The following is a 23,273-nucleotide window of genomic DNA, read 5'->3' as shown; positions in this document are numbered from 1 at the left end:
CGATTCCGCACGAAGCGGGGAGCCCATGTACTCGACAGGCCTTTTGGATCCGATTGGTTCGTCGTCCATCGAGCGAGAGATGGGAGTGTGCCGGATCATGGGCAGCGCTCCTTCATGTGTCGGTGGGAGAAGGATCCGGGCGGCGACAAGGCGCCACCCGGATCCTCTACACCGCAGTCCTGGCATGCGACCAGGTCACCGCGCTGCTGTGCGATCACTAACTCCAGCAGTGACCGCCCTCACCCTCGTCGGGCCTGGGGTTTGTCAGCGCCGTACAAGCGGACCAATGCGATACCAGCGATGACCGTGGCTGCGTCCTTGCCCATTGCCGCGGCGGACACCGGCCGTAGACTCTGCAAAACCCTCCACGATCGGTCCCGTGGCATCGTGGTTGCAAGTCCGGATCGGACCGCGGACGCGTGTCGATCGAGAAGTCGCGACCGCGTCGTGTCACGGTCGGAGCCGACCGATCCCGATGGGCGGCGCGTTCGGGTCATGTCGGCACACCAACCGAATGCGCGAAACGAACCCGCCGAGGTCGCGATGAACAAGCGGGACACCGACCAGGCGTCCCGCTCATCCTCAGGTGCTTTCCTCTGCAGACGGAGGCAGTCATGCGTTCGTTGAAGCCACTCCCCGCGATGCTGTTATGCACGGCCATCACAGCCTCAGCGCTCACCGTCCCGGTCACCACAGCCCATGCCGGCCCTCCCCAGGGCTTCGCCTATGTGGTCAACAACCTGTCCAACAGCGTCACCACGATCAGCGTGTCCACCGGCGGGACCGCAACCATCGCGGTCGGCAACGGCCCCACGGCCGTCGCCATCTCACCGGACGGCGCACAGGCCTACGTCACCAACGGCCGGTCCAACACCGTGTCGGTCCTCGACACCGAGTCCAAGCGCCCAGTGGCGACGGTCGTCGTCGGCGCACGGCCCTCGGGCGTGGTGTTCGGCCCCGACGGCACCCGCGCCTACGTGACCAACTTCGACTCCCGCACCGTCTCCGTCATCGACACCGCCCAACGCAGGGTGATCGCCACCATCCCGACGGGCACCGGCCCCTCCGGCATCGCCATCACCCCGGACGGCGCACGAGTGTTCGTGGCCAACAACGGTTCCAACAACGTCACCCTGATCAGCACCGGCAGCAACATCAAGTTGGCCGATCTCTCCGCGGGCACCCGCCCGACCGCCGTGGCCGTCACCCCGGACGGCAGCAAGGCGCTGGTCGCCAACAACGGGTCCGGCGACGTCGCTGTATTCGACGTCAGCAGTGGCACCAAGATCGCAACCATCACCGCCGGACGCGGCCCCTCCGGCATCGCGATCACCCCCGACGGCACCCGAGCCTACGTGTCCAACGCGGATTCCAACGATGTGACGGTGCTGGACGCCAGTACCGACAAGGTCGACTCGATCGACAAGATCACCACCGTGAAGGTCGGCGCGCACCCGGTCGGCGTCGCCGTGAGTGCCGACGGCACCAAGGTCTACGTGCCCGGCAACGGCAGCCGGAAGACCTCCGTGATCCGCACGTCCGACAACGACGTCACCACCTCGGACGTGGACAGCGGCCCGACGGCGGTGGCCACCGGACGACCGCAGGAGCTCAGCGCGATCGTCTCGCTGGGCGACAGCTTCATCTCCGGCGTCGCGGGTCGCTGGCAGGGCAACGGCCTGCGCACCGGGCTTCTGACCGACGTGCACGGCACCGACCGAGCCGTCTACGCCTGTGGCGACACTCCCGACTCCCGGTGCAGCTCCGATCCCGAACTGGTCTACGGCAGGTTCTACAACAACGCCGACGGCTGCCTGCGCTCCTACACCTCGGAGATCCAGAGCGCCGACATCCCCGTCTACCGCAAGATCAACCTGGCTTGTTCGGGCGCCCAGACGGAGAACATCATCGATCAGCCACTCAAGGGCCAAGCACCGCAGGTCGACCAGCTCGCCGCCCTGCTGCCGCGCTACAAGGTCAAGATGGTCGTGATGACGGTCGGTGGCAATGACCTCGGCTTCCGCGACATCATCACCACCTGCGTCGAAGGGTTCGTCCTCGGCGCGGGCCCGTGCGAGCCCAGCCAAACGGCCGGCTTCAACCAGGCTCTTGATGACAAGGCCGCCTATCTCGACAGAGCCATCGTCACAGTGCGGTCGGTGATGCGCGCCGGCGGTTACCCGGACGGCTCCTACCGGTTCGTGCTGCAGTCCTACCCCTCACCCGTGCCCGCAGGCGAGGACATCCGCTACCCGGCGACCTTCAAGCAGCGATTCCGCGTCGGCGGGTGCCCGGTGTACGACTCGGATGCCACATGGGTACGCCGGACCGTGGTGCCCACGATCAGCCAGTGGATGAAGTCCGGCGCTCACGACCGCGACGTGGAATTCCTCGACGTCGCGAACCTCTTCGACGGCCACGAGGTGTGCGCCAAGGGCGCCGAGCAGGCAGGTGCCGACAACTGGCACGAAAACCCCCTGCTGGGCAACAAAGCCGAGTGGGGCCGGTTCCTCGACGGCACGACCGGCCTGCAGCAAGGCGACAAGGACGAGTCCGTGCACCCGAACTACTACGGCCAACGCGCGATGGCGTCCTGTCTGACCGCCGTCTACGACTACGACGGGGGCAAGCACGACCACACGTGCACCAATGTGCCGGGCAAGGGCGCCGAACACGTCGAACTGGCCCACTCCCACTGAATCCGGCACGCGACCGGTAGCACGCCGAATGCCCGCACTGACTGAAACGGGTGACCGTTGAACGGCCACTCGTTTCGGTCAGTTACATGATCGACACAGCGGCAGATCACCACATGGAACACCGTCTATAAGCCCTTACCCGTTGTCGATGTCCGGGCTGGATATGTCGGGGTCGTGGACAGGATCATTGCGTTGTCGGGTGAGTGCTGGGCACGGCTGTGATGAGGTCGTGTGAGCGGCGGTTGGCGGGTCGGAGAGCTCGGACGATGTTGGCGCGGTGCCAGCCGATTACGATGTTACGCAGAGTTGCGATGACGGCGGGTCCGGTGCCGGTCCGGGCTTGATGTGCGTCTTCACGGAAAGTCATATCGCGGACGTGATGGACCTGGTTCTCGATGAGCCATTCCCGGTGTGCTCAGGTTTGCAGGTCGGCAGGCAGGGCTTGGCCGGTGGGCAGGGACACGGTGGGATAGGTGGTTCACGGCTGGTCTTGCCGGTGGTGATGGTGGTGCGGGTCCGGGTGATCCGGACGGCCTGACGAGCATGCGGGATCGCGATGCCGCCGGGTGTGTTGAGGGTGGCGGCCTTGATCGTGCGGGTCTCGGATCGGCCGTGACCGCGGTCGCGGGTGTGGTGCCCGGCGGGGATCCGCGGCCAGGGCAGAGTTGTGAGCTGGGCGAGCAGTGTGGGCTGGTTTCCTTTGACCGTGGTCATCAGGTGGGTGCCGCGGGCGGCGACCTTCTCGGCGTGACCGGTCTGGGTGTGCGGGGCGTCGGCGACGAACAGGATCCCGGCCAGGGTTCCCAGGAGGTGCCCGACGGCGTCGAGCATCGGGTCGAAGGCGGGGATCTCGTTGGATTTCGCGTCGATCGTGACCTGGGCCAGGACGATGCCGGTGCTGGTGTCCAGCGCGGAGAGCAGATGGACTTGACGGCCGTCGTCGCGTCGGGCTCCGCGTAGGGTTCTCCCGTCCATGGCGATGACCCGGCGGTACTGCTGCTGGACCGGGCTTGGCGGGGTGGTGCGGTTGTGCAGCCAGCTGTCGAGGACGCCGGTCAGTTGATCGGCGTCCAGGCGTGTCAGTAGCCGCCACATCGTTGTTGCGGCGGGTATCCGGTCGAAGCGGAGTCGGTCACGGGTGTGGTTGTCGAGATCGTGCAGCCAGTCGGTGATCGCCGGGAACGACGATGCCCCGGTCAGGACCGCGCAGACGGCGACGGTCAGTAGTGCCGACACTGGGTAACGGATTCCGCGGGTCACGTGGATCGGGCACCTTCGACAAGGCGCGCAGCAAGTGGTGTTGTTCACCATCGGGGACCGGGGTTGTGGGGGTGCTGGTGGTGGGGGTGGTGACGGTCGGTGCGGTGATGAGAGATGATGCCATCGGTGGGTGAGGTCCGCGGGAGTTGTGAAGCGTCGAGAACTCCATGATCACCGATGTGGTCTCACCTGCCCCTTCCGCTTCCACGAGGCTCACTCACGTCAGGTGTTCCCTGGTCAGCGGCGCACCACGCGACTACGCGATCGCCCCGCACCGGAATGACGTGTTGGTCACCGCGTAGCCGGCTGGTGTTCTGTTAGCGGGTACCGCATATGAGCCGCTCGTCTGCCGAGGTAGCACGTCACTTCGGACCATGCCGCCACGGCTTTCACCGAGGCCAGCGAGGAGGCTTCCGCCGACCCTCCATTCAGGAGGGACCTACGCATGGCACTTCCATATCGCCCGTTCCTTCAAAGCCCTGGCCACGAAGCCCGGCAAGGGGTGTGATCGAAGACGACAACGCATTTCTCGTGCGGCGAACTCGCCTGAGCACGCCACGCTGCCGGTAGTTCTTCCAGGGAAACCGTTCGCACCTGGAGTTGCAGCTCACGGCGAATGAGGGAGGCCCACAGCCAGCTCAGTGCGACTCGCTTTTCCTGAAGAGGTATGTGCAGGCCGGCGAAGCCTGACATGGTCAATTGCTTGCCGCGCAGGAGCCCGGCGGGCACCTGCGCGGTGGCACCGGCGGCGTTGCCGATGTTGACCACACGAGCCCGTGGGCCGCAGGCCTGCAGCGCAGCCTCAAGAGGTCGCCCGTAAAGGCCGTCGAGGACCACGTCCACCGGTCCGGCAGCCGCGAGCAGCCGGATCGCCAGCTCGTCGGCCGACTCGTCGGCGCGGAGATCGACGACCGCGTTCGCCCCCAAGCTGAGCACCCGTTGCAACGCCGCGCGGTCGCGGCCGACTCCGACTACGCGGCCTGCCCCGCTGCGGTGCGCGATCTGGATCGCGATCTGCCCCACCGCCCCGGTGGCTCCCAGCACCAGCACCGTTTCTCCCGAACGCAGGCCACCGCGTTCGATGAGCGGCATGAACGCCGCAGTGCCGGAGTTACCGACGGCCGCGCCGAGCACCGGGTCGAGTTCTTCGCGCAGTAGCAGCAGGTTCTCGTCGTCTACGACAACACAGGCAACGAAGGTTCCAGGCGCGGCAGGCGAAGCGTGGCACTGAGCGTAGACCCAGGAACCAGGCGGGTAGACGTCGGATTCGAGCACTGTGCCTACGCACTCACTACCTGGGACGTAAGGGGCGTCATGACGGACCGAGTGAAACGTCCCGGAGGCGATGGCCAGATCGAGTGGGTTCAGTGGCGCCGCGACGACGGCCACCACCGTGGTGCCAGGCCTGCGCACCGGTATGGCGACCGAGCCCAGTCGAGGCTCTGCACCAGGACCGTCGACGATCACCGCCGGTACCGCATCGCGATCCCAGGCCTGTTCGAAGCGCCGACCTCCATAGGCGGTCATACCGCACACCGGAGCATGGACGCCGCGATCCTCGCGCTGCGACACGCTGTTCCAGCGGTCATGGATGACCCAGCACATCGCGCGATCGTCGCGAGGTCGTTCTTGGCCACGAAGTTCTTCCCTTCTCGGGCTGGGTCGTCATCTGCGGGACGAGCAGGGCGGGAGGACGAATCGGTCGAGACGATCCAGCGTGTCCTCACTTGTCAGACCGTCGCCGCTTTACCAGTCAGGATTGCTGGGTGAAGGTGAGCTGTTGTCCGATCTCCTGTGCGACCAGCGCGGCCCCGTAATCGTTGCCGTTGGGCGTGCGCATGATCGTGTGGGTGTGGAACTTGGCCGGGTTCGTGTTGGTCAGCATGATTCCGGCGTGGTGCTCGTACTCGATGAGGATCACTGGGCTTTGGATGCGGAGGTAGAATGGACTGTCGGGCTTCGATCCGCCGATCCAGCACAGCCACGTGTCGTCCAGGTGTGCGCGGATGTCGTCGAGCCGTGCCCGGTAGGGCCCGGGAGGCAGGTGGTCGACGAAGTTGCCGGCGAGCCGGAGGAGCAGTTCGCGGCTGTCTGTCGGGAAGTCGGCGGCACGGCCGCCCTCATATGGGATGACGCGGTTGTCCTGGAACATGCCGGCGAGGTGCAGTTCGTCGCCGAAGACTTCCCGTCCGGGTGGGATGTTGGAGTGACGCTTGTCCGGGTAGAGCACGACGGCATCACGGACGTTTTTCGGCAATCCGTGCAGCAGCTCCAAGGCCAGTTCGTCCGGCGTGCCGAACAACCTGGTTCCAGCGTGCGGGCCCTCGTCGATGATGTTCGGTTCGGCACCGAGGAAGACAGGGCTTGCGACCATCTGCGTGCCGACCACCATGACGTTGACGCAGACGTGGTGTCCGTACAGTGACCATCCCCAGGGGGTGATTTCGCTTGGTTCCCCGAAGAGGTTGAAGTTGTAGCTGAACTCGTTCATGACGCGGGGCCCGTGTACCAGTCGGCCGAGGAAGTCGTTGGTCCACATGCACTTGCGGACCTTGTCGAACCCTGCCTCGCTCAGGCTTGCTCGGATGAGTCCCAGCACCGCTTCTCGCACGGTGCCGGAGACCTCGTCCAGGCGCAGGCCGAAGCGGTTGACGTAGAGCTCGGGGTTCATCCACGCCCGCCAGACGCGGCTGTCCAACGGGTGCCGCACGGCGCTGCGTTGCCGGTCATCGAGCGTGCCGAGCAATAGTCCCGCCGCGGCCACCATCTCTGCGGTCGGCGCATCTTCGCGTCGGCGTGGGAACAATGCCCGGTCAATGGTTCCGTCGGTGGTGATGCCCCGGAATGACGTGGCGGCGAACCGGCCGGTCCAGGCGTCGACAGCGCTGCGGAAGGTATCCTGCTGAAGGTGCCTTTCCACCCACTGGTAGGCATCGAGTTCGCCTATACCGGCGATCTTCTCGGCATGCAGCGGCATCACATAGTCGCGGAAATCTTCCGGCATCAGAGGTCCTTGGCGATCAGCCGTATGCAACGGGATTCGGTTGGGGCGTAGTGACTTTCGTGTCCGATCCGCTCGGATGGCGTGAAGCGATCAGCGTTCGCCTGTCGCGGTCGCCTGCAGGTCCGGTCGATCATTGATCCAGGAGCGGATGGTGCGGCCGTGCTGGTCGAGGCGGGGTGGCGCGCGATGACCGGTTCGAGTTCGTTCGGTTCCGGATGGCTCGAAGAATCGCAATGGTGGGCCGGGAAGGGTGATCTTCCCCAGGCTGTCGTGGTCGACGTCGACAAGCAGGCCTTGGCTTCGCGTCTGGTCCCAGGTGTACACCTCGTCGAGGCTGCGCACCTTGCCGGCGGGGACACCGACCTCGTTCAAGCGGTCGAGCAGGTCGGCGGCGTTCCACGTTGAGAAGGCCTTCTCCACCAGAGCGATGAGCTCGTCGCGTCGGGCGACCCGTTCGGGGTTCGAGGCGAGGCCAGGGAAAGTGGGGTCGAGTCCGAAGCCGGCGCAGAATTTGCGCCACTGGGCTTCGGTGCCGACCGCGATCTGAACCGAGCCGTCGGCGCAACGGAAGAGGCCGTAGGGGGCGATGGCAGGGTGGTGGTTGCCGGCTGCTCGCCCCACTTCGCCCGCAACGGTCCAGCGCGTGCCTTGGAACGCGTGCACGCCGACGGCGGCGGCGAGCAACGAGGTGCGCACGTGTTGACCGCGACCAGTGTGGGCGCGTTCGTGCAGTGCGGCGAGAACGCCGTAGGCGCCGTACATGCCGGAGAGCAAGTCGCAGATAGGGGTGCCGAGCTTCTGCGGGTCCTCCGGGTTGGGGCCGGTCACCGACATCAGCCCGGACTCGCCTTGGGCGATCTGGTCGTAGCCTGGCCGGCCGCCCTCGGGTCCGTCGTGGCCGAAGCCGGTGATCGACAGGATCACCAGCCGCGGGTTGAGTTCATGCAGCCGTGCCGCACCAAGTCCCAGCCGGTCCATCACGCCGGTGCGGAAGTTCTCGACCAGAACGTCGGCACGGCGCACCAGTGTCTCGAGAACCTCGATGTCGGCGGCGTCTTTCAGGTTGAGGCAGATCGACTCCTTGTTCCGGTTGACCGACAGGAAGTAGGTCGACTCGTGCTCGTGGCCCTCGACCGTCATGAACGGCGGTCCCCAGCCACGGGCGTCGTCACCGGTTCCCGGTGCCTCTACCTTGATCACCCTGGCGCCGAGATCCCCGAGCATCATGGTGGCGTGGGGGCCGGCCACGGCTCGGCTCAGGTCCACGACGAGAAGCTCGCTGAGGGGACCGGTGGCGGCTGTGGCGGGTGGGTTCGAAGAACCTGTGGACGTCATCGACGGTTCCTTTCCACCGTTGCAGCCGGTGGTACTTGCTCGGTGCTGGGCAGCGCGTGTGACACGCGCTGGGCTGCGTTCTTGAGGTGCGTGACGTATCGCCCGACGTCGGCGGGGCCGGCGTCGGGCGGCAACCCATCGACCGTCAGCTGCATGACGACGTGGTTCCGCGCATCGAACACGGGAACGGACACGCTGCGGATGCTGTACCGCCGACTCGGGTCGTGCAGGTCGTCGGGCTCGTGCTCGCTGCCGAGTTGCCCGACCAGGTGCCGGATCGCTTGGCGTCCGTGCGGAGTCAGTCCTCTCACCGTGGTCTCGTCCACACTGGACTCCAGTTTGCGTAGGGTGTCGCTCCATGTCGCGACGGACCAGCCACGCGCACGTACCCGATCGACCAGTTGCCGGGGGTCGTGTTCCCAGCACAACGACGACGATGCTTGTGCTCGTGCCATCCAGGCCTTTGTGGCCTTCTCGGACCACGCCACGAGCGCGGTCCCCAGCGGTGGAATGTGCGGCAACCGCTGACCGACCCGGCTGTAGGTGCGTCCACCGGCGGGTGTGCCTGCGGTGGCCAGCAGGACGATCTCGTCACCGACTGTGCTGGAGGCCAGACACTCCACGTCGTTGGCCGCGGCCACCTCTTCCATGACCGGCCGCGCGAGGTCGACCAGCTTGAGGTGCTCGATGAGGTCGGGTTCCCCTGCGGCCGCCAGTGACAGCGGGGAGAATCGTCCGTAGCCGCCCTGGAAGAACAGCAGAGGCAACGACGGTGCCGCCGCGTCGAGCGATGTGACACGACCGACGACGATGTCGTGGTCGCCGGCGTCGTGGACCGCGTCCACGGTGCATTCGATCCACGCGACGGCGCTATCCAGGCGCGGCAGGTCGCTGGATGACAGCGTCCAGTCCAGACCGTCGAACTTGCGGTCGCCTCCGGTGGCGAACGCGCGGGAAGCCGACTCCTGATGTGCTCCCAGCACGTTGATGCAGAACCGTCCGTTCTGCAGGATCTGCGCGGACGTGCGTGACTGCTTTCCTGGCAGGAACGCCACCAGCGGAGGTGACAGGGAGACGGAGACGAAGGACCCGACCGTCATTCCCACCGGGGCCCCGGTGTCGTCACACGAGGTCACCGCGGCGACGCCTGTGGGAAAGTGGCCCAGCACATGGCGGAAGTGCTGCGGATCGATGGATTCGGACATGCTGCCTTCTTCGTCGTATCGCCGGTCAGACCTTCGGGCGTTCCAGGACGCTGGTGAACAGCGGTGCCGCGTCGGCGCCGCACAGCGTCCGGCCGATGTTCTCCAGCCAGGTGTCGAGGTGGTTGGCGGCGTGCGTGCTGCCGGCCAGGCAGTTGCGGGTGATCAACTGCAGCGGGTTGCGCTTGACGATCACCGATGCCCCGGAGGCCCGGAACAGCGTCTCGACCGCGGCACTGCAGGCGTCCCAGATGTAGGCCGCGTCGGTGTGCAGCCGCAGCGCCTCCAGTTCCGAGGGATCCGTGGCCTCGGCCTGGTGGCGGTCGAGCTCGGCGACCGCCGCGTCGGCGACGCGACCCGCGGCCCGGATCTGGGCGTAAGCGCGACCCACGGTGTGATGGGCGACCGGTGCGTCGAGCTGCCTGGCATAGGGCGAGTAGGGCAGGCTGCGCCTGCCGATGTTGCCGAGGAAGACCTCCATCGCCTGGTCGGCCATGCCGAGCGCGAGTCCCGCACCGCAGATGAGCGAGCGGACGATTCCGCCGCGTGCCGGGCCGAGTCCCTGCTTGGTGAGTTCGTCGATCTGCGCCGCGAGTCGCGCAGGAGTGCTGAACTGTTCGTCGGGGACGAACAGTTCACCGTCGGTCGCCACGGTCTGGCTGCCGGTGCCGGCCAAGCCCATCGCGTCCCAGTCGTCCCGCGCTAGGAGCTGGTCCTTGGCGACGAGCGCCATGCCCACCTTGGAGTCGTCGGTCTCGTCGTAGAAGACCGCGAGGTAGCCGTGTGAGGCGTGGACGCTGCCGGTGGCGAAGGGCCAGACGCCGTTGATCATCCAGCCGCCGTCGACCTTCCGCGCGGTGCCGGACATGCGCCGGCTTGTGCCGCCGAGGGCGAACGTCCGGTTCCCGACCCACGGTGACTCGTACACCGGCGCGATGACGTCCTCGGGGAAGGCGCAGCTCCACAGGTTCCCGCCCGCCGCGGCCCAGACCACCCAGGCGGTAGCGCCACAGCCGGCGGCGAGCGTCCGGAAGATATCGTGCGTTTCGCGGGTGGTGAAGTCGGCGCCGCCGTAGCGCGTCGGCGTGGTCAGACTGAAGATCCCGATCTTGTCGAGACGCTCGACGGTCTCCTGCGGAATGCGACGCTGTTGTTCGGTCTCGGTCTGGTGCTCGCGCAACCAGGGTGTCATCTCCGCGATGTGGGCGAGGATGTCCTGAGCTCGCGGGCGGTCTACCTGTGTGGTGCCGGGGGTAGCCATGTGTTCATCACTCCTGCTGATGTTCGGTAGCGCGTTGCCGCGTTGCCGTTGTGCCGCGCTCACGCGCCGGCGGGTGGCACGACCGGCAACTGGACGTAGCTCGGGTACTGCGCGCCGGTGAAGATCGTGTTCTGTGCCCCGTCGTGGTAAGTCGAGTCGTAGGCGTGGCGCATCCCGTGCCCGGCTCCTGTGTAGGGCTGGATGTCCACGCGAAGCCGCTGTCCTTTGCGGATCAACCCGGTGTTCGGGATGATCTCCACCTCCACCGGCACGATCTCGCCGCCGTGCAGTGGCGCGTGATCAGCACGCAGGTGGGTGTGCTTCGGCCGGAATTCGGTCGACCGCTCAGGGTCCAGCTTGCGGTGCGAGACCTTGAGCCAGCCCTTGGCCAGCGGGTAGAACCGGGTGGAAATGCCGGGGATGAGTGCCGGGCCGCAGAAGTCGACCTCGTGGTCGTTCTCGTCGAGCACACGCAGGGAGACGAAGATGTCCATGTCCTCACTGGTGGAGGACACCCACACGACAAGCTTGCTGTAACCGGCGAGGACGGTGTCGTCCTCGAAGGGAGCGCTGACGAACGTCGCCCCCGGCGAGCACGGCGCGGACGCCGTACCGAGCTGCGCGGCCGCCAAGGCCTTGCGCCTGCGAAATTCCGTGACGTCGATGTCGGCGGAGAACGTGACCGTCCGATCCACTTCCGCCGAGTACGTCACCGACCCTTCCTGGTCGGGAGCGGCCTGGGCCAGGCGCAGGACGTTGTCGCAGCCGGTGTGCCCGGTCCACTCCGAGGGTGTCGCGTCCAGGTACCACTTGACGTACTGGGTGCGGGCGATCGGCCATTCGTGCTCTTCCTGCAGGTATGAGCTGCCGCGGCCGGTGCGGATCTCCAGGCGGACCGGAGGTGTGTCCATGATTCCGTTGTCGACGCCTTGGAGCCAGTGGTCGAAGAACGCCATGTGGTCCTCGACCGCCGCGGCGGAGTAGGACTTGAGGAACCAGTCCTCCCAGAAATCGATCTTCTTGTTCGGCGTGGGGGTGTTGAGGAAGGTCTCGCTGCTACCGAGCTGGTGGAAGTTGCCGGGATGCGCGGTGGCGGCGACTGTCCACAAAGGTATCGTCACTTCGCTCAGGTCCGGGCTCATGAGCACTTCGGATCTCGGCCCGAAGATCAGCGAGGGATCGGAGTCCTTGAAGGGGTTCGCCCTGGCCGCAGCGAGGAAGTCCTTCGCGTCGATGTCACCGACGATCGCGGGGACGATGCCGTTGGCGAGCCAGCCGGGGAAGAACTCCTCGTTGAAGATACCGCCGGTGTACGCGACTTCCTCGTAGAGGTCGGTGTCCGTTCCGATCGCGATCATCGCCTTCAGATGCGGAGGACGGAGACTGGCCACCGCGTGCTGGTTGACCGCGTAATAGGACATCCCCCACAGGCCGATATTGCCGTTCGACCAGGGCTGGACACCGGCCCACTCGATCGCGTCGTAGAAGGCCTCGGCTTCCTCGATACCCCAGATTCCCAGGGTGCCTGGACTTGCGCCCGCGCCAGGGCCGTCGACGCGGACGAGGGCATAGCCTCGCGGGACCCAGCTGGTGGTGTTGATGCTTTCGTGGTTCTCGTACTCGTACCCGTCCGGGTTGCCGAGGAAGTACCGATCCTCCATCACTTCGTGGCGTTCGGCGGCCTCCTGCCCGTCAATGGAGTGATGAACGAATGCCCGCCCGTAGACACCGCAGTTCATCACGACCGGGACCGGGTCTGCGCTGTCCGGGCGGAAGACGTCGGCGTAGACGAAGGATCCGTTGCGCAACGGGATCTTCACATCGCGGAAGCGTCGGATGCCGTGGATGTTGCGACGCATCTCGTTGCGGGCCATGGCCGGAGAGGCGAGCGTGCGCGGTGTGGTGCCGGTGAACGCGTTCGCCTGATTGAGGTCCTGCAGGAGCTGCGCGACAACAGGGTCATCGGTGAACGCTTGGACGGGATCGGCCGGCGCCCCGGGCAAGGACATGATCCGGTAGCGGAAATCGATGGCGCGGTCACCCACGAGCTCGTGGACCTCGACCGGCAGGGTGATCCCGTTGTCCGGGTTGCCATCGCGATCGAGTGTCAGCAGAAAACGGGCGATGTTGGTCAGCCCGGGATCGGCGAGCTTGTCGAGGTTCCCGTCGACTCTCGCCACGAGGTCGGCGACAGTGAGCCTCTCGGCACCGCGTGCGGTGCCGATCACGACGTTGCCGACCGAGAACGTGACGATCTCACCACTTCGGAACTGGAAGGTGCCCACGTGGTCGGTCACTCCTGAGCAGGTGGGCGTCTCGAACCGCAGGCCTGCGATGGGTCCGGCGACTCTTCCCTCACGCACCATGGCACTTCCCTCATCGTCGAGGCCAAGTTAAATACCCGTATGTTTCGTGTCTTTTGCTACTTTGATACGCACGTGACCGTCTGTCAAGCTCAGATGCGTCGAGTGTCAGCTCTGCCGGACCGAGCGGCGTATCCGGTCGATCACGGACAGACCTTTCGCGGTAGGTTCTCGACGTGGCAACGAACCGGCCATCCAGAGCACGCACGAGTTCCCATCACCCCTCATCGAGGGCGAAGGCGTGACAGACCCCAGGCTGACGTAGAAACAATCAACAGGCACGACAGAACGGCGGCGTCGATCGTCGCGCTCCGGACGCGGCCGCGACTGGGTCGTGCCGAAGCCGGCGCGGGCACCAGGCGTCACGTCGGCGGCTGCGGCGACCGCTCCGCCGAACCCTCTGACCTGGCTGTCTCCTCAGGCACTTTCCACTGCGCACGATATGGCGCTCCATTCGCGCGGGCGGCGAACGTGCCGCACCGGGCTCATTCCGATCACTGTCCGCTCCGGAGCCGTGGCGTACGCGGAATCACACTGCCCACCGGCTACTACAGGCACCTTCGCGCCTCAGATTCCCGTGCCGCCGACAACCTGCTGCCCTCACCCACGGGAGTTGATCCCGTTCGACCAACGGCCACGGGCAATTCCGGCATCGCCGCGCTCATACCTCACATCGAGAAGGGGGCCTTCACCCAAGGAGACGGTTTCGGTGTCCGGGAGCAACCGGCACAGTCGGCAGGATCGCTGTCCGGAGCGCACATCGAAGCAGAGCCGGTCACGAGCGCGACGCAGAACGCACCCGTGCAGCACGGGCACGGCTGCGCGGCTACGACACGGACGCCGTCGTCGAGTTGCGCGCCGGCACACCGTCGACGAGGCAGGCACGTTGCTCGTAGCCGGATCGCGAGCAGACCGGCGCCTTCACAGCTCGGATAGTCGGTGGCCCATCCAGGAACTGCCGATCACCGACGGACTTCGCCCGACTCGGCCAGAGCGAGCTGACCGAGACCGTTCACCGCGGTGGTCACGGACGACTGTTCCGAGCCCTCGCCCAGAGAGCCCGACTTGACGTCGCCCCGATGTACCACGAGTGCGGCTCGAACGCGGTCCTCGTCGCGCGAGCGGATCGCTTCGACGAGTTCCTCGTGTACGGACAACCGCTCGCCGAGGTAGCCCTGCGAGCTAGACGACGTTCCAGGATCGGCGCGGACCGACAACTCGGCGACGGTTCGGATCAAGGCGACGTACATCGCGCGGGCGAGGTCGTTGGGGGTGATGTCGGCGATGCGCTCGTGCAGGGACCAGTTCGACCGCAGGAAACTTTCGAGGTCGTCGGAACGTCGCATCGCGTCGAGGCAGACGTCCAGGTCACGCAGGTCGCGGTCGGTTCGGTGCGCTGCGGCCTCGAGTGCGATGAGTTCCTCGAGTGCGTCACGGACGGCGATCGCGTGGGCGACCGTGGTCGCCCCCTGCGGCACCGTCAACAGCGTCTGACGCAGCCGGACCACCGGACCGATGTCCGCCACGAACAGCCCACCACCGCGCCCGCGACGGACGTCGACGATTCCCCTTTCGGTGAGCAACCGACAGGTTTCTCCGATGGTTCCGCGGCCGTAACCGGTCTCGGTGCGCAGCTCGTCCATCGTCGTGATCCGGTCTCCGGGACGCAGGCCGCGAGCACCGATCAGCTCCTCGATCTCGGAGGCGAGGTTCTGCGGCAGGCCGGGTGGTCGCGAAAACATACGCATAGTTTAGCTCTTGACAGCCACTCGGGGACGCAGTCAGTATTCAAAACATCCGAAACATACGGGTGTTAAGTGGCGTCGCTCGTTCTCGAGCCGTGGATCAACACTGTCAGAGCCGACAGGAGGGCTGAGCTGTGGTGCAGCGAAATTCGACGCGGACACTCGCCGTCGGCGGCGCAACGCCGGTGGTTCCCAGCACCCACATCACCATGCCGGGCCCGGTTGGACGGGACGCATGACGCGGTCGCCGCACCAGAACGCTGCCGTGGCGCTTCCGCGGGAGGTGGATTGCGTGGTGGTCGGCGGCGGACCCGTAGGGCTGCTGACGGCGATCCTGCTTGGGCGAGACGGCCTGCGCGTCGCCGTCGTGGAGCGCTGGCCCCAGCGCTATCCACTGCCACGGGCCTGCACCATCGATCACGAGGCGATCCGCATCCTGCAAGCCGCGGGGTTCATGACCGAGTACTCCCACCTCTTCGAACCGTCACAGGGCGAACGCGGGGGCTATGAGTTCCGCAACGGTGAGGGCGACCTTCTGCAGACCATCGACTGGAACCGGGCGGCCGAGTCGGGATGGGCCAACACCAACGGCTTCCACCAACCCGATCTCGAAGCCGCCCTGGAAGACCTGGCGACCGCCACTGCAGGGGTGAGCGTCCACCGTGGATGGACGTTCCACGACCTCGATCAGCACCACGACGGCGTCACCATCGGGTTGACCTGTACCGACCAGCGGACTGAGGTCGTACAAGTCGAGACTCGATGGGTCGTCGGCGCCGATGGAGCCAACAGCGCAGTGCGCTCGCATCTTGGTATCGGCGTGCAGGACTCCGGCTTCGAAGCCGACTGGCTGGTGGTGGACTACCAGCCGCTGGTCGACGAGAACTGGACCGCCTTCGTCACCCAGTACTGCGACCCGGCACAACCGGCGACCGCGGTGAACAGCGGCCCGGGACGGCGACGATTCGAGTTCATGCGCCGCCAGGACGTGACCGCCGACGAACTCGGGCAGGAGAGCACCGCGTGGCGCCTGATGGCGCCGTGGGGCGTGACACCTGACACGGCCCGGCTGGAACGACACGCCGTCTACACGTTCAAGGGCCACTGCGTTCGATCATGGCGAGAAGGCAACGTTTTCCTCGCCGGGGACGCAGCGCACGTCATGCCACCGTTTCTTGGACAAGGCCTGTGCTCCGGCCTTCGAGACGCCCGCGCGCTCTCCTGGCGGTTGAACCTGGTACACCACGGGCTTGCGACACCTGCGGTGCTGGACACCTATGGGCCGGAACGCACAGGGCACGTCTGCGAGATCATCGACGAGGCCGTTGCCGCCGGCCGCGTCATCTGCGAACTCGACGTCGAGCGGGCAGCCGCCCGCGACGCCCACATGAAGCTCCGGACGCAGGATCCCGGTGCCGCCACGCGCGAACCACCACATCCTCGCCTGGGTCAGCCGTCACTGACGGTCCCCAGCGCGGGAAACGACGGGCGGCTGGCGCCGCAAGGCCGAATCCGCGTCGGCGAGCTGGCAGGTCTGTTCGACGATGTGATGGGCGGTGAATGGCAACTGCTCAGCGTCGTCGGAGATCCGGCCGAGTTGTGCACTCCCGATGACCTGTCGTGGTTTCGGCGGATCGGCGGCGTCGTCGCCGACGTCTCCGGCCAGGGCCACATCGAGGATGTCGACGGCCACTACACACGGTGGTTCGACACCCACGGCTGCCAGGCGATCCTGGCCCGTCCCGACTTCTATGTCTTCGCCGCCGGTGCGCACACCGACGTCCCGCACTTTCTGACGCGCTTGCGCCATGCGCTCGACCCAGCCACACCCTCAGGAGAGTGATCGATCATGGGCATGCAGGTCTTCCGGCTCGCCGACGCCGAGCCGTTCGACCCCCCAGGACACCGCGGCGTAGGCCCTGTCCGCCTTCAGAACGGTCACAGCACACCCTGGGACGGCGTGACGGTGGTGTTGTCGCACTACCTGCCTTATGGCGAGGCGGAGATGGCCCCACAGCCCACGGACACCGTGTACGTCGTCGTCTCCGGCGAACTGGTGATGGTCAGCGAGGAAATCGAGGAAGCACTCGGCCCCTACGACTCGGCGCGCTTCTCCGCCGGGACGCTGCGTCAGGTCGTCAACCGAACCCACTTGCCCGCCAGCATGCTCGTCATCAGGCCGGCGAACAGCTGAAAATCCAGATCACACAAGGGGAACCGATGAGAATTGTAGGAGTCACCCGAGCAGGCAACGGCTCCGGCGTGCATGTCGCGGCTCTGGCCGAAGACAACGCCACCGTCACTCTCATCGCCTCGCTCACGGATTTTTGGAAGGATCCGACGGGACATCTGCTCAGGCCGTCCGCCGGGCCGACGCTCGCCACCGCCGAGCTTCGGCAGGTCCCACCGGTATTGCCCGACGCACGGGTTCTCTGCGTCGGCCTCAATTACCACGACCACGTCGCGGAAGGTACTTACCGCAACGAGACCCTGCCCGCGTACCCCACTCTGTTCGCACGGTGGACCCAGTCGCTCACCGTCGACGGAGCCGAGGTCCCGGTGCCCGCCAATGAGCAGGGGCTCGACTGGGAAGGCGAGGTCGTCGCCTGGGTCGGAGCACCTCTCGTCGACGCTTCCCCCGACGAAGCTTTGGCAGCAGTCATCGGCTACTCCGCGTTCAACGATCTGACGGCCCGCAACGCGCAGAAACGAACTTCCCAATGGACCTTGGGCAAGAACGCGGACCGGTCCGGACCGCTGGGCCCGATGGTTCCCGCCTCCGAGGTCGGCGACCTGCGCGACGGCCTGCGGCTGCGGACCCGTGTGAACGGCATGACGATGCAGGACGCCAGCACCGACCAGATGGTGTACCCCATCGGCGAGACGTTGTCCCAGATCTCCCACACCCTGTCCTTGCGCCCCGGCGACCTGCTGGCGACCGGGACACCCGCCGGCGTCGGCTATGCCCGCAACCCTCCCCAGTTCCTGCGGCCCGGCGACACAGTCGAAGTCGAGATCGAACGCCTCGGCGTGCTGCGCAACGTCGTAGTCGCAAACGAGCAGCGGTTCACCGCGGCCACCACCAGGTGAACGTTCCTGGAGCACGGCCATCACCACCTGCTAGCCACCACAGTTCACCTACCAGGAAGAGATCCATGAAGATCGAAGAGCTCATCGCCCGTGCGGAGATCCACGACGTCCTGCTGCGGTACTGCCGCGGGTTGGACCGCGTCGACATGAACCTCGTGCGCGGGGCCTTCCACGACGACGCGTGGGTGCAGTTCCCCGAGAGCCTGCACACCGGATCGGTCGACGGCTTCGTGGAGTTCCTGTCCGCGGAGATGCCGCGCTTCGAGCGCACCATGCACTTCCTCGGAAACAGCCTGATCGACTTCGACGGCCCCGACGTCGCTCACGTCGAAACCTATCTCCACGCCGATCACCAAGCGTCGGACAAGCACCACTGGAAGGGCGACACCGTCAAGCTGTGGGCGCGCTACCTCGACAGGTTCGAAAAACGCGACGGCGTCTGGCGGATCGCGCGCCGCAAGCTGTCCGTCGATTGGATGTACCGGTATCCGACCAGCGGCTGGTTCGACGACCACCCCGACGCCTCCGTCCGACTGCGGGACGGAAACGACCCGAGCCTGCGCCCGGTCGCCGGGTTCAACGGCACCGCGCTGACGACGGAGGACTGGCCCGCGTGAACCAGGCCCGTGACACGGGCGCAAGGACGCCACTATGACGGCGCAAGACCAGCTCGAAATCGTCAAACATCACTACGCGCTTCAGGCTGCGGGCGATCACGACGCGGCCGAGCAGTTCCTGACCGACGACTTCGTCATCGAGATCCCGTCGTACATGCCGTTCGCAGGGGTGTACCGAGGCAGAGGTGCCTTCCGCGAACTCATTCCGATCGTCGTCGCCAGTGCCGGGGTGAAGGACCTGCGGTGCGTTGCGACCACCGTCGGAGATGACTACGCGGTCCAGATCGTAGAGTTCGTCCTTGACGGACACGACGGGCCGCCGACGCAGGTCGTTGAAGTGATCCGCTTCCGCGGTGGCCAGATCTGCGAGATCCGCCCCTTCTACTTCGTCCCCACCCCGTTCATCGACGCCGCCGCGCGCCGCGCCCACCACGAGCAAGGTTGAGCGGCCGTGTACCGCAACAGATGCGGGGTTCCCACGCTCACCTGGCACGACCGGACACCTCGAGAAGTTCGGTCATCAAGTTCCAAGCCCAGGGCCGGTGAACATCCAGCAGCGGCGCCACGGCTGAGCGCCATGCCATCCGTCGGCGGCCATGGAGACGTCTTTGTGGCCGCGGACGGGTGTCCACGTGAGAGATCGAAACGATGTGCCGTGTCGTGCGCGAAGCGGCATCGGTACGTTCCGGTGAACGACCGCCGGTTCAGGCCTCCCTCATTGTCACTCAGGCGCGAGCAACGGTTGCAGCGCCGTGGCTGTCGCGCTGACGATCGATTCCAGGCTCACGTTCGCGATGGTGGGCACGCGAACGACGCTGCGGGCAACGATGATGCCGACCAGCATCGCCGAAGCGATCCCGATACGCAGGCGGGTGTCGGAATCATCCCGCAGGTGAGCGACCACCCCGATCAGGAGCCTGTCCTCGATGAAGTCACGTAGCTGCGCGGCCGCTTGCTCGGTGGCCATCGCACCGCGCAGCATCGCCAGCAACGGCTCCGACGCGGTCGGGTCGTTCCCCCACACGTCTAGGAAGGCGCGTGCCACACGTTCACCGATGCCGGCCTCGGGGCCGCGCCACGCGTCCGTCATCCGCGTGAGCGCGTGCGCCGGCACGGACAGCACAGTTGCGAACAGCTCGTCCTTCGACGTGAAGTACTGCATCACCAGCGCCGCGTCGACGCCCGCATCAGCAGCGATCTTGCGGATCGTCGTGGCGGTGTACCCGTCCGAGGCGAAGCGTGCGCGAGCCGCATCGAGAATGGCCTGCCGTGTCTCGGGCCGGCCAGGCCTTCTCCCACGCCGGACGGGTTAAGGGGCACCGCTCTGACTTGACGACATGCCTCAGGATGGATCTTCGACAAGAGATTTGTCGACGGGTGTAGATATCACAGAAAGTATATACAAGGTGTGCGGCGACAGACCCCCTCTTGTCACTTCGTCGGGATGCCACCTGCCGTCTACGGATATCAACGAGCGGTGATTAACTGGACACGCAGAACGCCCACCAGGGTTTTACCTGCTCATTTACCGGATCGGTGACACCGAGGACCGCATGCACCACTATCCGCGGCCTGCAGCCGTCGAGGGGAAGTTCACACCTTCGAAGTAACTCAACGAGTGTTGATATCTAGGCCATCCGGGGGTACGTTGTTGACAGACAGTGACACCGAGCCTCCGTGAACCGACATGCCGCCGGTCCTCGGACAACACGAGAGGAGCTCGTCATGAGCGATGACCAGAAGGTGTTCATGCCGTCCCGACCGCTTGAGCCGGGTAGTGACAGGTATGGCGTGCTGTCCGGGTTCGAGCCCGGTACGCGCACGCTGGAGGCGGGCTTCCAGATCGCGCCGCCGTTCCTGCCACTGCCGGTCGACATCATGCTCGAGAAGGACGTCCGGGTCACGTTGAGGGACGGCGTCACGATTCACGTGGACGTGCTGCGCCCCGCGGGAACCGAGAAGGTACCGGTCATCGTGGCCTGGAGCCCGTACGGCAAGGGGCAGGGGACCTCGACCAGCGTGATGGGCGTGTTCGGCCTGGTCGGCTTGGACAACGGCATCGTCTCCGGGCTGGAGAAGTTCGAAGGACCCGACCCCGCCTACTGGTGCGCACGGGGCTACGCGATCTGCAATCCCGATATCCGCGGCGTGGTCGACTCCGAAGGCGACAGCGTCCTGTGGGACCGCCAGGAAGGCCGGGACTGCCACGACCTGATCGAGTGGCTGGCCGTCCAGGACTGGTGCACCGGCAAGGTCGCGATGAGCGGAACCTCCTACCTCGCGGTCTCACAGTGGTTCACCGCCGCCGAACAGCCTCCGCACCTGGCGGCGATCAACCCATGGGAAGGCGTCAGCGACGTCTACCGCGACTTGGTGCTGCGCGGGGGAATGCCGGACCACGGGTTCGCCCAGCAGTTGCGGGACTACAGCTTCTGGGGCAAGAACCAGAAGGAAGACATCATCGCCGAGGCCGACCGCTACCCGCTGATGAACGAACTGTGGCAGAACAAGATCCCCGAGTTCGACCGGATCACGGTGCCGGCCTACGTCGTGGCCAGCTACTCCAACACGCTGCACACCGCGGGAACGTTCCGGGCTTGGCGCCGGATCGCCTCCCGGGACAAGTGGTTGCGCATCCACAACACCCAGGAATGGCCCGACTACTACGACGAGGAGAACCGGGAAGACCTGCGCCGGTTCTTCGACCACTACCTCAAGGGCGAGGACAACGGGTGGGAGCAGACACCCCGCGTCCGATACTCGGTCCTCGATCTCGAAGGCGGCGACACGGTCGACATCGTCGCCGACCGGTTCCCGCCGTCGGACGTCACCTCGACGAAGTACTACCTCGACGGCCGCACACGGACCTTGGACACGACAGCGCCGACCACCGAAACGAGCGTCGGCTACGAGGTCGGGTCGAACCCGGATCTGGTGTCGTTCATCGCACGATTCGACCGGGAAACCGTTCTGGTCGGCTACCCCAAGGCACATCTTCGGGTCGAAGCACAGGGCTCCGACGACATGGACCTGTTCGTCCTGGTGCAAAAGCTCGACGCCTACGGCACTCCGCTGCAGCAGTTCACCTCACCCAACCAGAGCGCGATGGCGCACGATGTCACCGAACGCGGCGGCTCGATCCTGCGGTACAAGGGCTCCGACGGACGCCTGCGGGTATCCCTGCGAGGCCTTGACGCCACACTCTCCACCGACGACGTGCCCGCCCACCGATTCGACCGGATCGAGAAGCTCACCCCCGGTGAGATCGTCGACATCGAGATCGACCTGCTGCCTGTCGGGCTCGTGTTCTACCCCGGCGAGCAGCTCCGGTTCGTCATCAGCGGCCGACACCTCCTGGGCGGGATGATGCCCAGGCTGCGGGACTACACACCTGCCAACAGCGGCCGGCACGTCATCCACACCGGCGGCCAACACGCCTCCTATTTGCAACTACCGGTGCAAGCACGGTAGCGGCGACCGATGACGAGCCGCGGGTGGGGCGGGCACGACACGTCCGCCCCACCCGCGGCCTGCACGGTGACGCGGCGGGCGTGGCACCACGGTCCAGGAGATCGGCTGCGGCCGGTCGCGGCCGGCACGAGGAGGTCCGTGCGGCCGAGGCCACCGTCGGAGACCTTCTTGCCACCGGCGCCGTATGGCCGCCGCGCGTCCTGAGACGTGTACCCGGTACGTCGACACCACAACGCGTAGAAACGATGCTGACATCGATGGCCTTCGAGAAGTCGGCGCATCCGTAGGGCGGCGCGTTCGCGGTCAAGACCAAGCCGACCGAGGCGCACCGGTCGTCCGCGAGCAGCGCTTGTCGGAGGCGACAGCCGAACGTCCGGATCGCGTCCGCGCCCCTCAGTAGGGGTACCTACCCCCGGACAAAAGGCCGTCCCGATTCACAGGCGGGTTGTTCGAGTCATCCGGTCGTCGACTCCCCTGCTCTCGTGGCGATCGCTACCGGGACGGGATGACGCTGACCTCGCTGCTCATCACCGAAGGCCAGCGGACGATGGCCTGAAGCACGTGCTGGTGGACGTCCTGGATGTAGCGCCTCGCGTGCGTGGCGGCCTTGTCAGGATCCCGCTCGGTCAGGATGTGGCGCACCCAGTGCTCACCCGCGCCTGACGGGGTGATCGTGCGATCCGAGGTGAGCAGCAACGCCCGAATGCGGCTCATGTCCCCCATGAGCCGCTGGAAGATGCTGATCAGATAGGCGTTACCCGTCGCCTCGGCCAAGACCTCGAACGTCGCGTTGACCACCGCGATGTCCCGAATGGCCGAGCGTGCGCCTCCTTCCTGCTCCACCTGCCGGTCGAGCTCGTCGAACGCTTCCCGTGCCGCGACGATCTGGTCCTCGCTCGCCTGGCTGATGCCGAGCCGGATCAGCTCAGGTCCCACGATCTGCCAGACGACGAAGAGGTCGTCGATCGATTTCGGGGTGAGGGGCGCCACCTGATAGCCCTTGCGGGGGAGGGTGCGGATCAGCCCTTCCTGGTCGAGTCGGATGAGAGCGTCGCGCAAAGGCGCGATGCTGATCGTGAACTCGGCGGCCAGCTGCTTCTCCGTGAGTCGCTGACCCGGTGCCAATCTGCACGCGATGATGTCGCTCCGCAGCCGGTCGTAGGCGGCTTGGTTAAGCGAGACACTTGGCTCAGACATGTCAGCCACCGGGCCATCCTTGAGTCCAG

17 protein-coding genes are annotated in these 23,273 nt (G+C 66.1%); 7 read left to right on the top strand and 10 right to left on the bottom strand.

What is annotated here, in order from left to right; all coding sequences use genetic code 11:
• Positions 1-614: 614 nt before the first annotated feature.
• A complete protein-coding gene (locus tag RM788_RS32930) occupies positions 615-2,699 on the top strand; it encodes a beta-propeller fold lactonase family protein (RefSeq protein ID WP_315922366.1) in 2,085 nt (694 codons plus the stop codon).
• A gap of 363 nt (positions 2,700-3,062) precedes the next feature.
• Here RM788_RS32930 and RM788_RS32925 read toward each other — a convergent pair whose 3' ends face one another.
• From RM788_RS32925 to RM788_RS32890, 8 genes are all read right to left on the bottom strand, one after another.
• Positions 3,063-4,010 carry an ISAs1 family transposase gene (locus RM788_RS32925; protein ID WP_315922364.1) on the bottom strand — a complete coding sequence of 316 codons (948 nt, stop codon included), beginning with the start codon at positions 4,008-4,010 and terminating at the stop codon, positions 3,063-3,065.
• Positions 4,011-4,430: 420 nt separating this feature from the next.
• Positions 4,431-5,564 carry a quinone oxidoreductase family protein gene (locus RM788_RS32920; RefSeq protein ID WP_315922362.1) on the bottom strand — a complete coding sequence of 378 codons (1,134 nt, stop codon included), beginning with the start codon at positions 5,562-5,564 and terminating at the stop codon, positions 4,431-4,433.
• A gap of 148 nt (positions 5,565-5,712) precedes the next feature.
• A complete protein-coding gene (locus RM788_RS32915; RefSeq protein ID WP_315922360.1) occupies positions 5,713-6,963 on the bottom strand; it encodes a DUF3500 domain-containing protein in 1,251 nt (416 codons plus the stop codon).
• A gap of 90 nt (positions 6,964-7,053) precedes the next feature.
• Positions 7,054-8,298: a CaiB/BaiF CoA transferase family protein gene (locus RM788_RS32910; RefSeq protein ID WP_315922358.1), complete on the bottom strand. Its 1,245-nt coding sequence runs from the start codon at positions 8,296-8,298 to the stop codon at positions 7,054-7,056.
• Entirely contained in the window at positions 8,295-9,503 is a 1,209-nt protein-coding gene (locus RM788_RS32905) for a flavin reductase (protein ID WP_315922356.1), read from the bottom strand. Before RM788_RS32905 ends, RM788_RS32910 begins: the two co-directional genes overlap by 4 nt.
• Before the next feature lie 25 nt (positions 9,504-9,528).
• The gene (locus RM788_RS32900; RefSeq protein WP_315922354.1) at positions 9,529-10,761 is read right to left on the bottom strand and encodes an acyl-CoA dehydrogenase family protein; all 1,233 of its coding nucleotides are present in this window, start codon (positions 10,759-10,761) and stop codon (positions 9,529-9,531) included.
• 59 nt (positions 10,762-10,820) lie between these two features.
• Complete coding sequence (locus RM788_RS32895) at positions 10,821-13,046, bottom strand: CocE/NonD family hydrolase (RefSeq protein ID WP_315922352.1); 2,226 nt, start codon at positions 13,044-13,046, stop codon at positions 10,821-10,823.
• A 1,040-nt stretch (positions 13,047-14,086) separates the two neighbouring features.
• Positions 14,087-14,866, bottom strand: coding sequence for a FadR/GntR family transcriptional regulator (locus tag RM788_RS32890; RefSeq protein WP_315922350.1), 780 nt, complete (start codon positions 14,864-14,866; stop codon positions 14,087-14,089).
• Positions 14,867-15,104: 238 nt separating this feature from the next.
• On the opposite strand from RM788_RS32890, the gene RM788_RS32885 reads away from it, so the two are divergent.
• From RM788_RS32885 to RM788_RS32865, 5 genes are all read left to right on the top strand, one after another.
• A complete protein-coding gene (locus RM788_RS32885) occupies positions 15,105-16,712 on the top strand; it encodes a bifunctional 3-(3-hydroxy-phenyl)propionate/3-hydroxycinnamic acid hydroxylase (protein ID WP_315922348.1) in 1,608 nt (535 codons plus the stop codon).
• 6 nt (positions 16,713-16,718) lie between these two features.
• A complete protein-coding gene (locus RM788_RS32880) occupies positions 16,719-17,063 on the top strand; it encodes a cupin domain-containing protein (RefSeq protein ID WP_315922346.1) in 345 nt (114 codons plus the stop codon).
• Between the two features lie 68 nt (positions 17,064-17,131).
• Positions 17,132-17,959, top strand: a complete 828-nt coding sequence (locus RM788_RS32875) for a fumarylacetoacetate hydrolase family protein (RefSeq protein WP_315922344.1) — start codon at positions 17,132-17,134, stop codon at positions 17,957-17,959.
• Positions 17,960-18,024: 65 nt separating this feature from the next.
• Entirely contained in the window at positions 18,025-18,576 is a 552-nt protein-coding gene (locus tag RM788_RS32870; RefSeq protein ID WP_315922342.1) for a nuclear transport factor 2 family protein, read from the top strand.
• A 34-nt stretch (positions 18,577-18,610) separates the two neighbouring features.
• Positions 18,611-19,021 (top strand): nuclear transport factor 2 family protein, encoded by a 411-nt coding sequence (locus RM788_RS32865; RefSeq protein ID WP_315922340.1) that lies wholly within the window; start codon positions 18,611-18,613, stop codon positions 19,019-19,021.
• Positions 19,022-19,297: 276 nt separating this feature from the next.
• Here RM788_RS32865 and RM788_RS32860 read toward each other — a convergent pair whose 3' ends face one another.
• Complete coding sequence (locus tag RM788_RS32860) at positions 19,298-19,837, bottom strand: TetR/AcrR family transcriptional regulator (protein ID WP_315934821.1); 540 nt, start codon at positions 19,835-19,837, stop codon at positions 19,298-19,300.
• 464 nt (positions 19,838-20,301) lie between these two features.
• Between RM788_RS32860 and RM788_RS32855 the strand changes: the two genes are divergently transcribed.
• The gene (locus tag RM788_RS32855) at positions 20,302-22,047 is read left to right on the top strand and encodes a CocE/NonD family hydrolase (protein ID WP_315922338.1); all 1,746 of its coding nucleotides are present in this window, start codon (positions 20,302-20,304) and stop codon (positions 22,045-22,047) included.
• Positions 22,048-22,539: 492 nt separating this feature from the next.
• On the opposite strand, the gene RM788_RS32850 is transcribed toward RM788_RS32855, so the two are convergent.
• The gene (locus RM788_RS32850) at positions 22,540-23,244 is read right to left on the bottom strand and encodes a GntR family transcriptional regulator (RefSeq protein ID WP_315934820.1); all 705 of its coding nucleotides are present in this window, start codon (positions 23,242-23,244) and stop codon (positions 22,540-22,542) included.
• Between the last annotated feature and the right edge of the window lie 29 nt (positions 23,245-23,273).

Source organism: Umezawaea sp. Da 62-37, from assembly GCF_032460545.1.
Classification (GTDB): Bacteria; Actinomycetota; Actinomycetes; order Mycobacteriales; family Pseudonocardiaceae; genus Umezawaea.
Note: the sequence above shows the minus strand (reverse complement) of the source record. Positions and strands in the feature narration are given on the sequence as shown.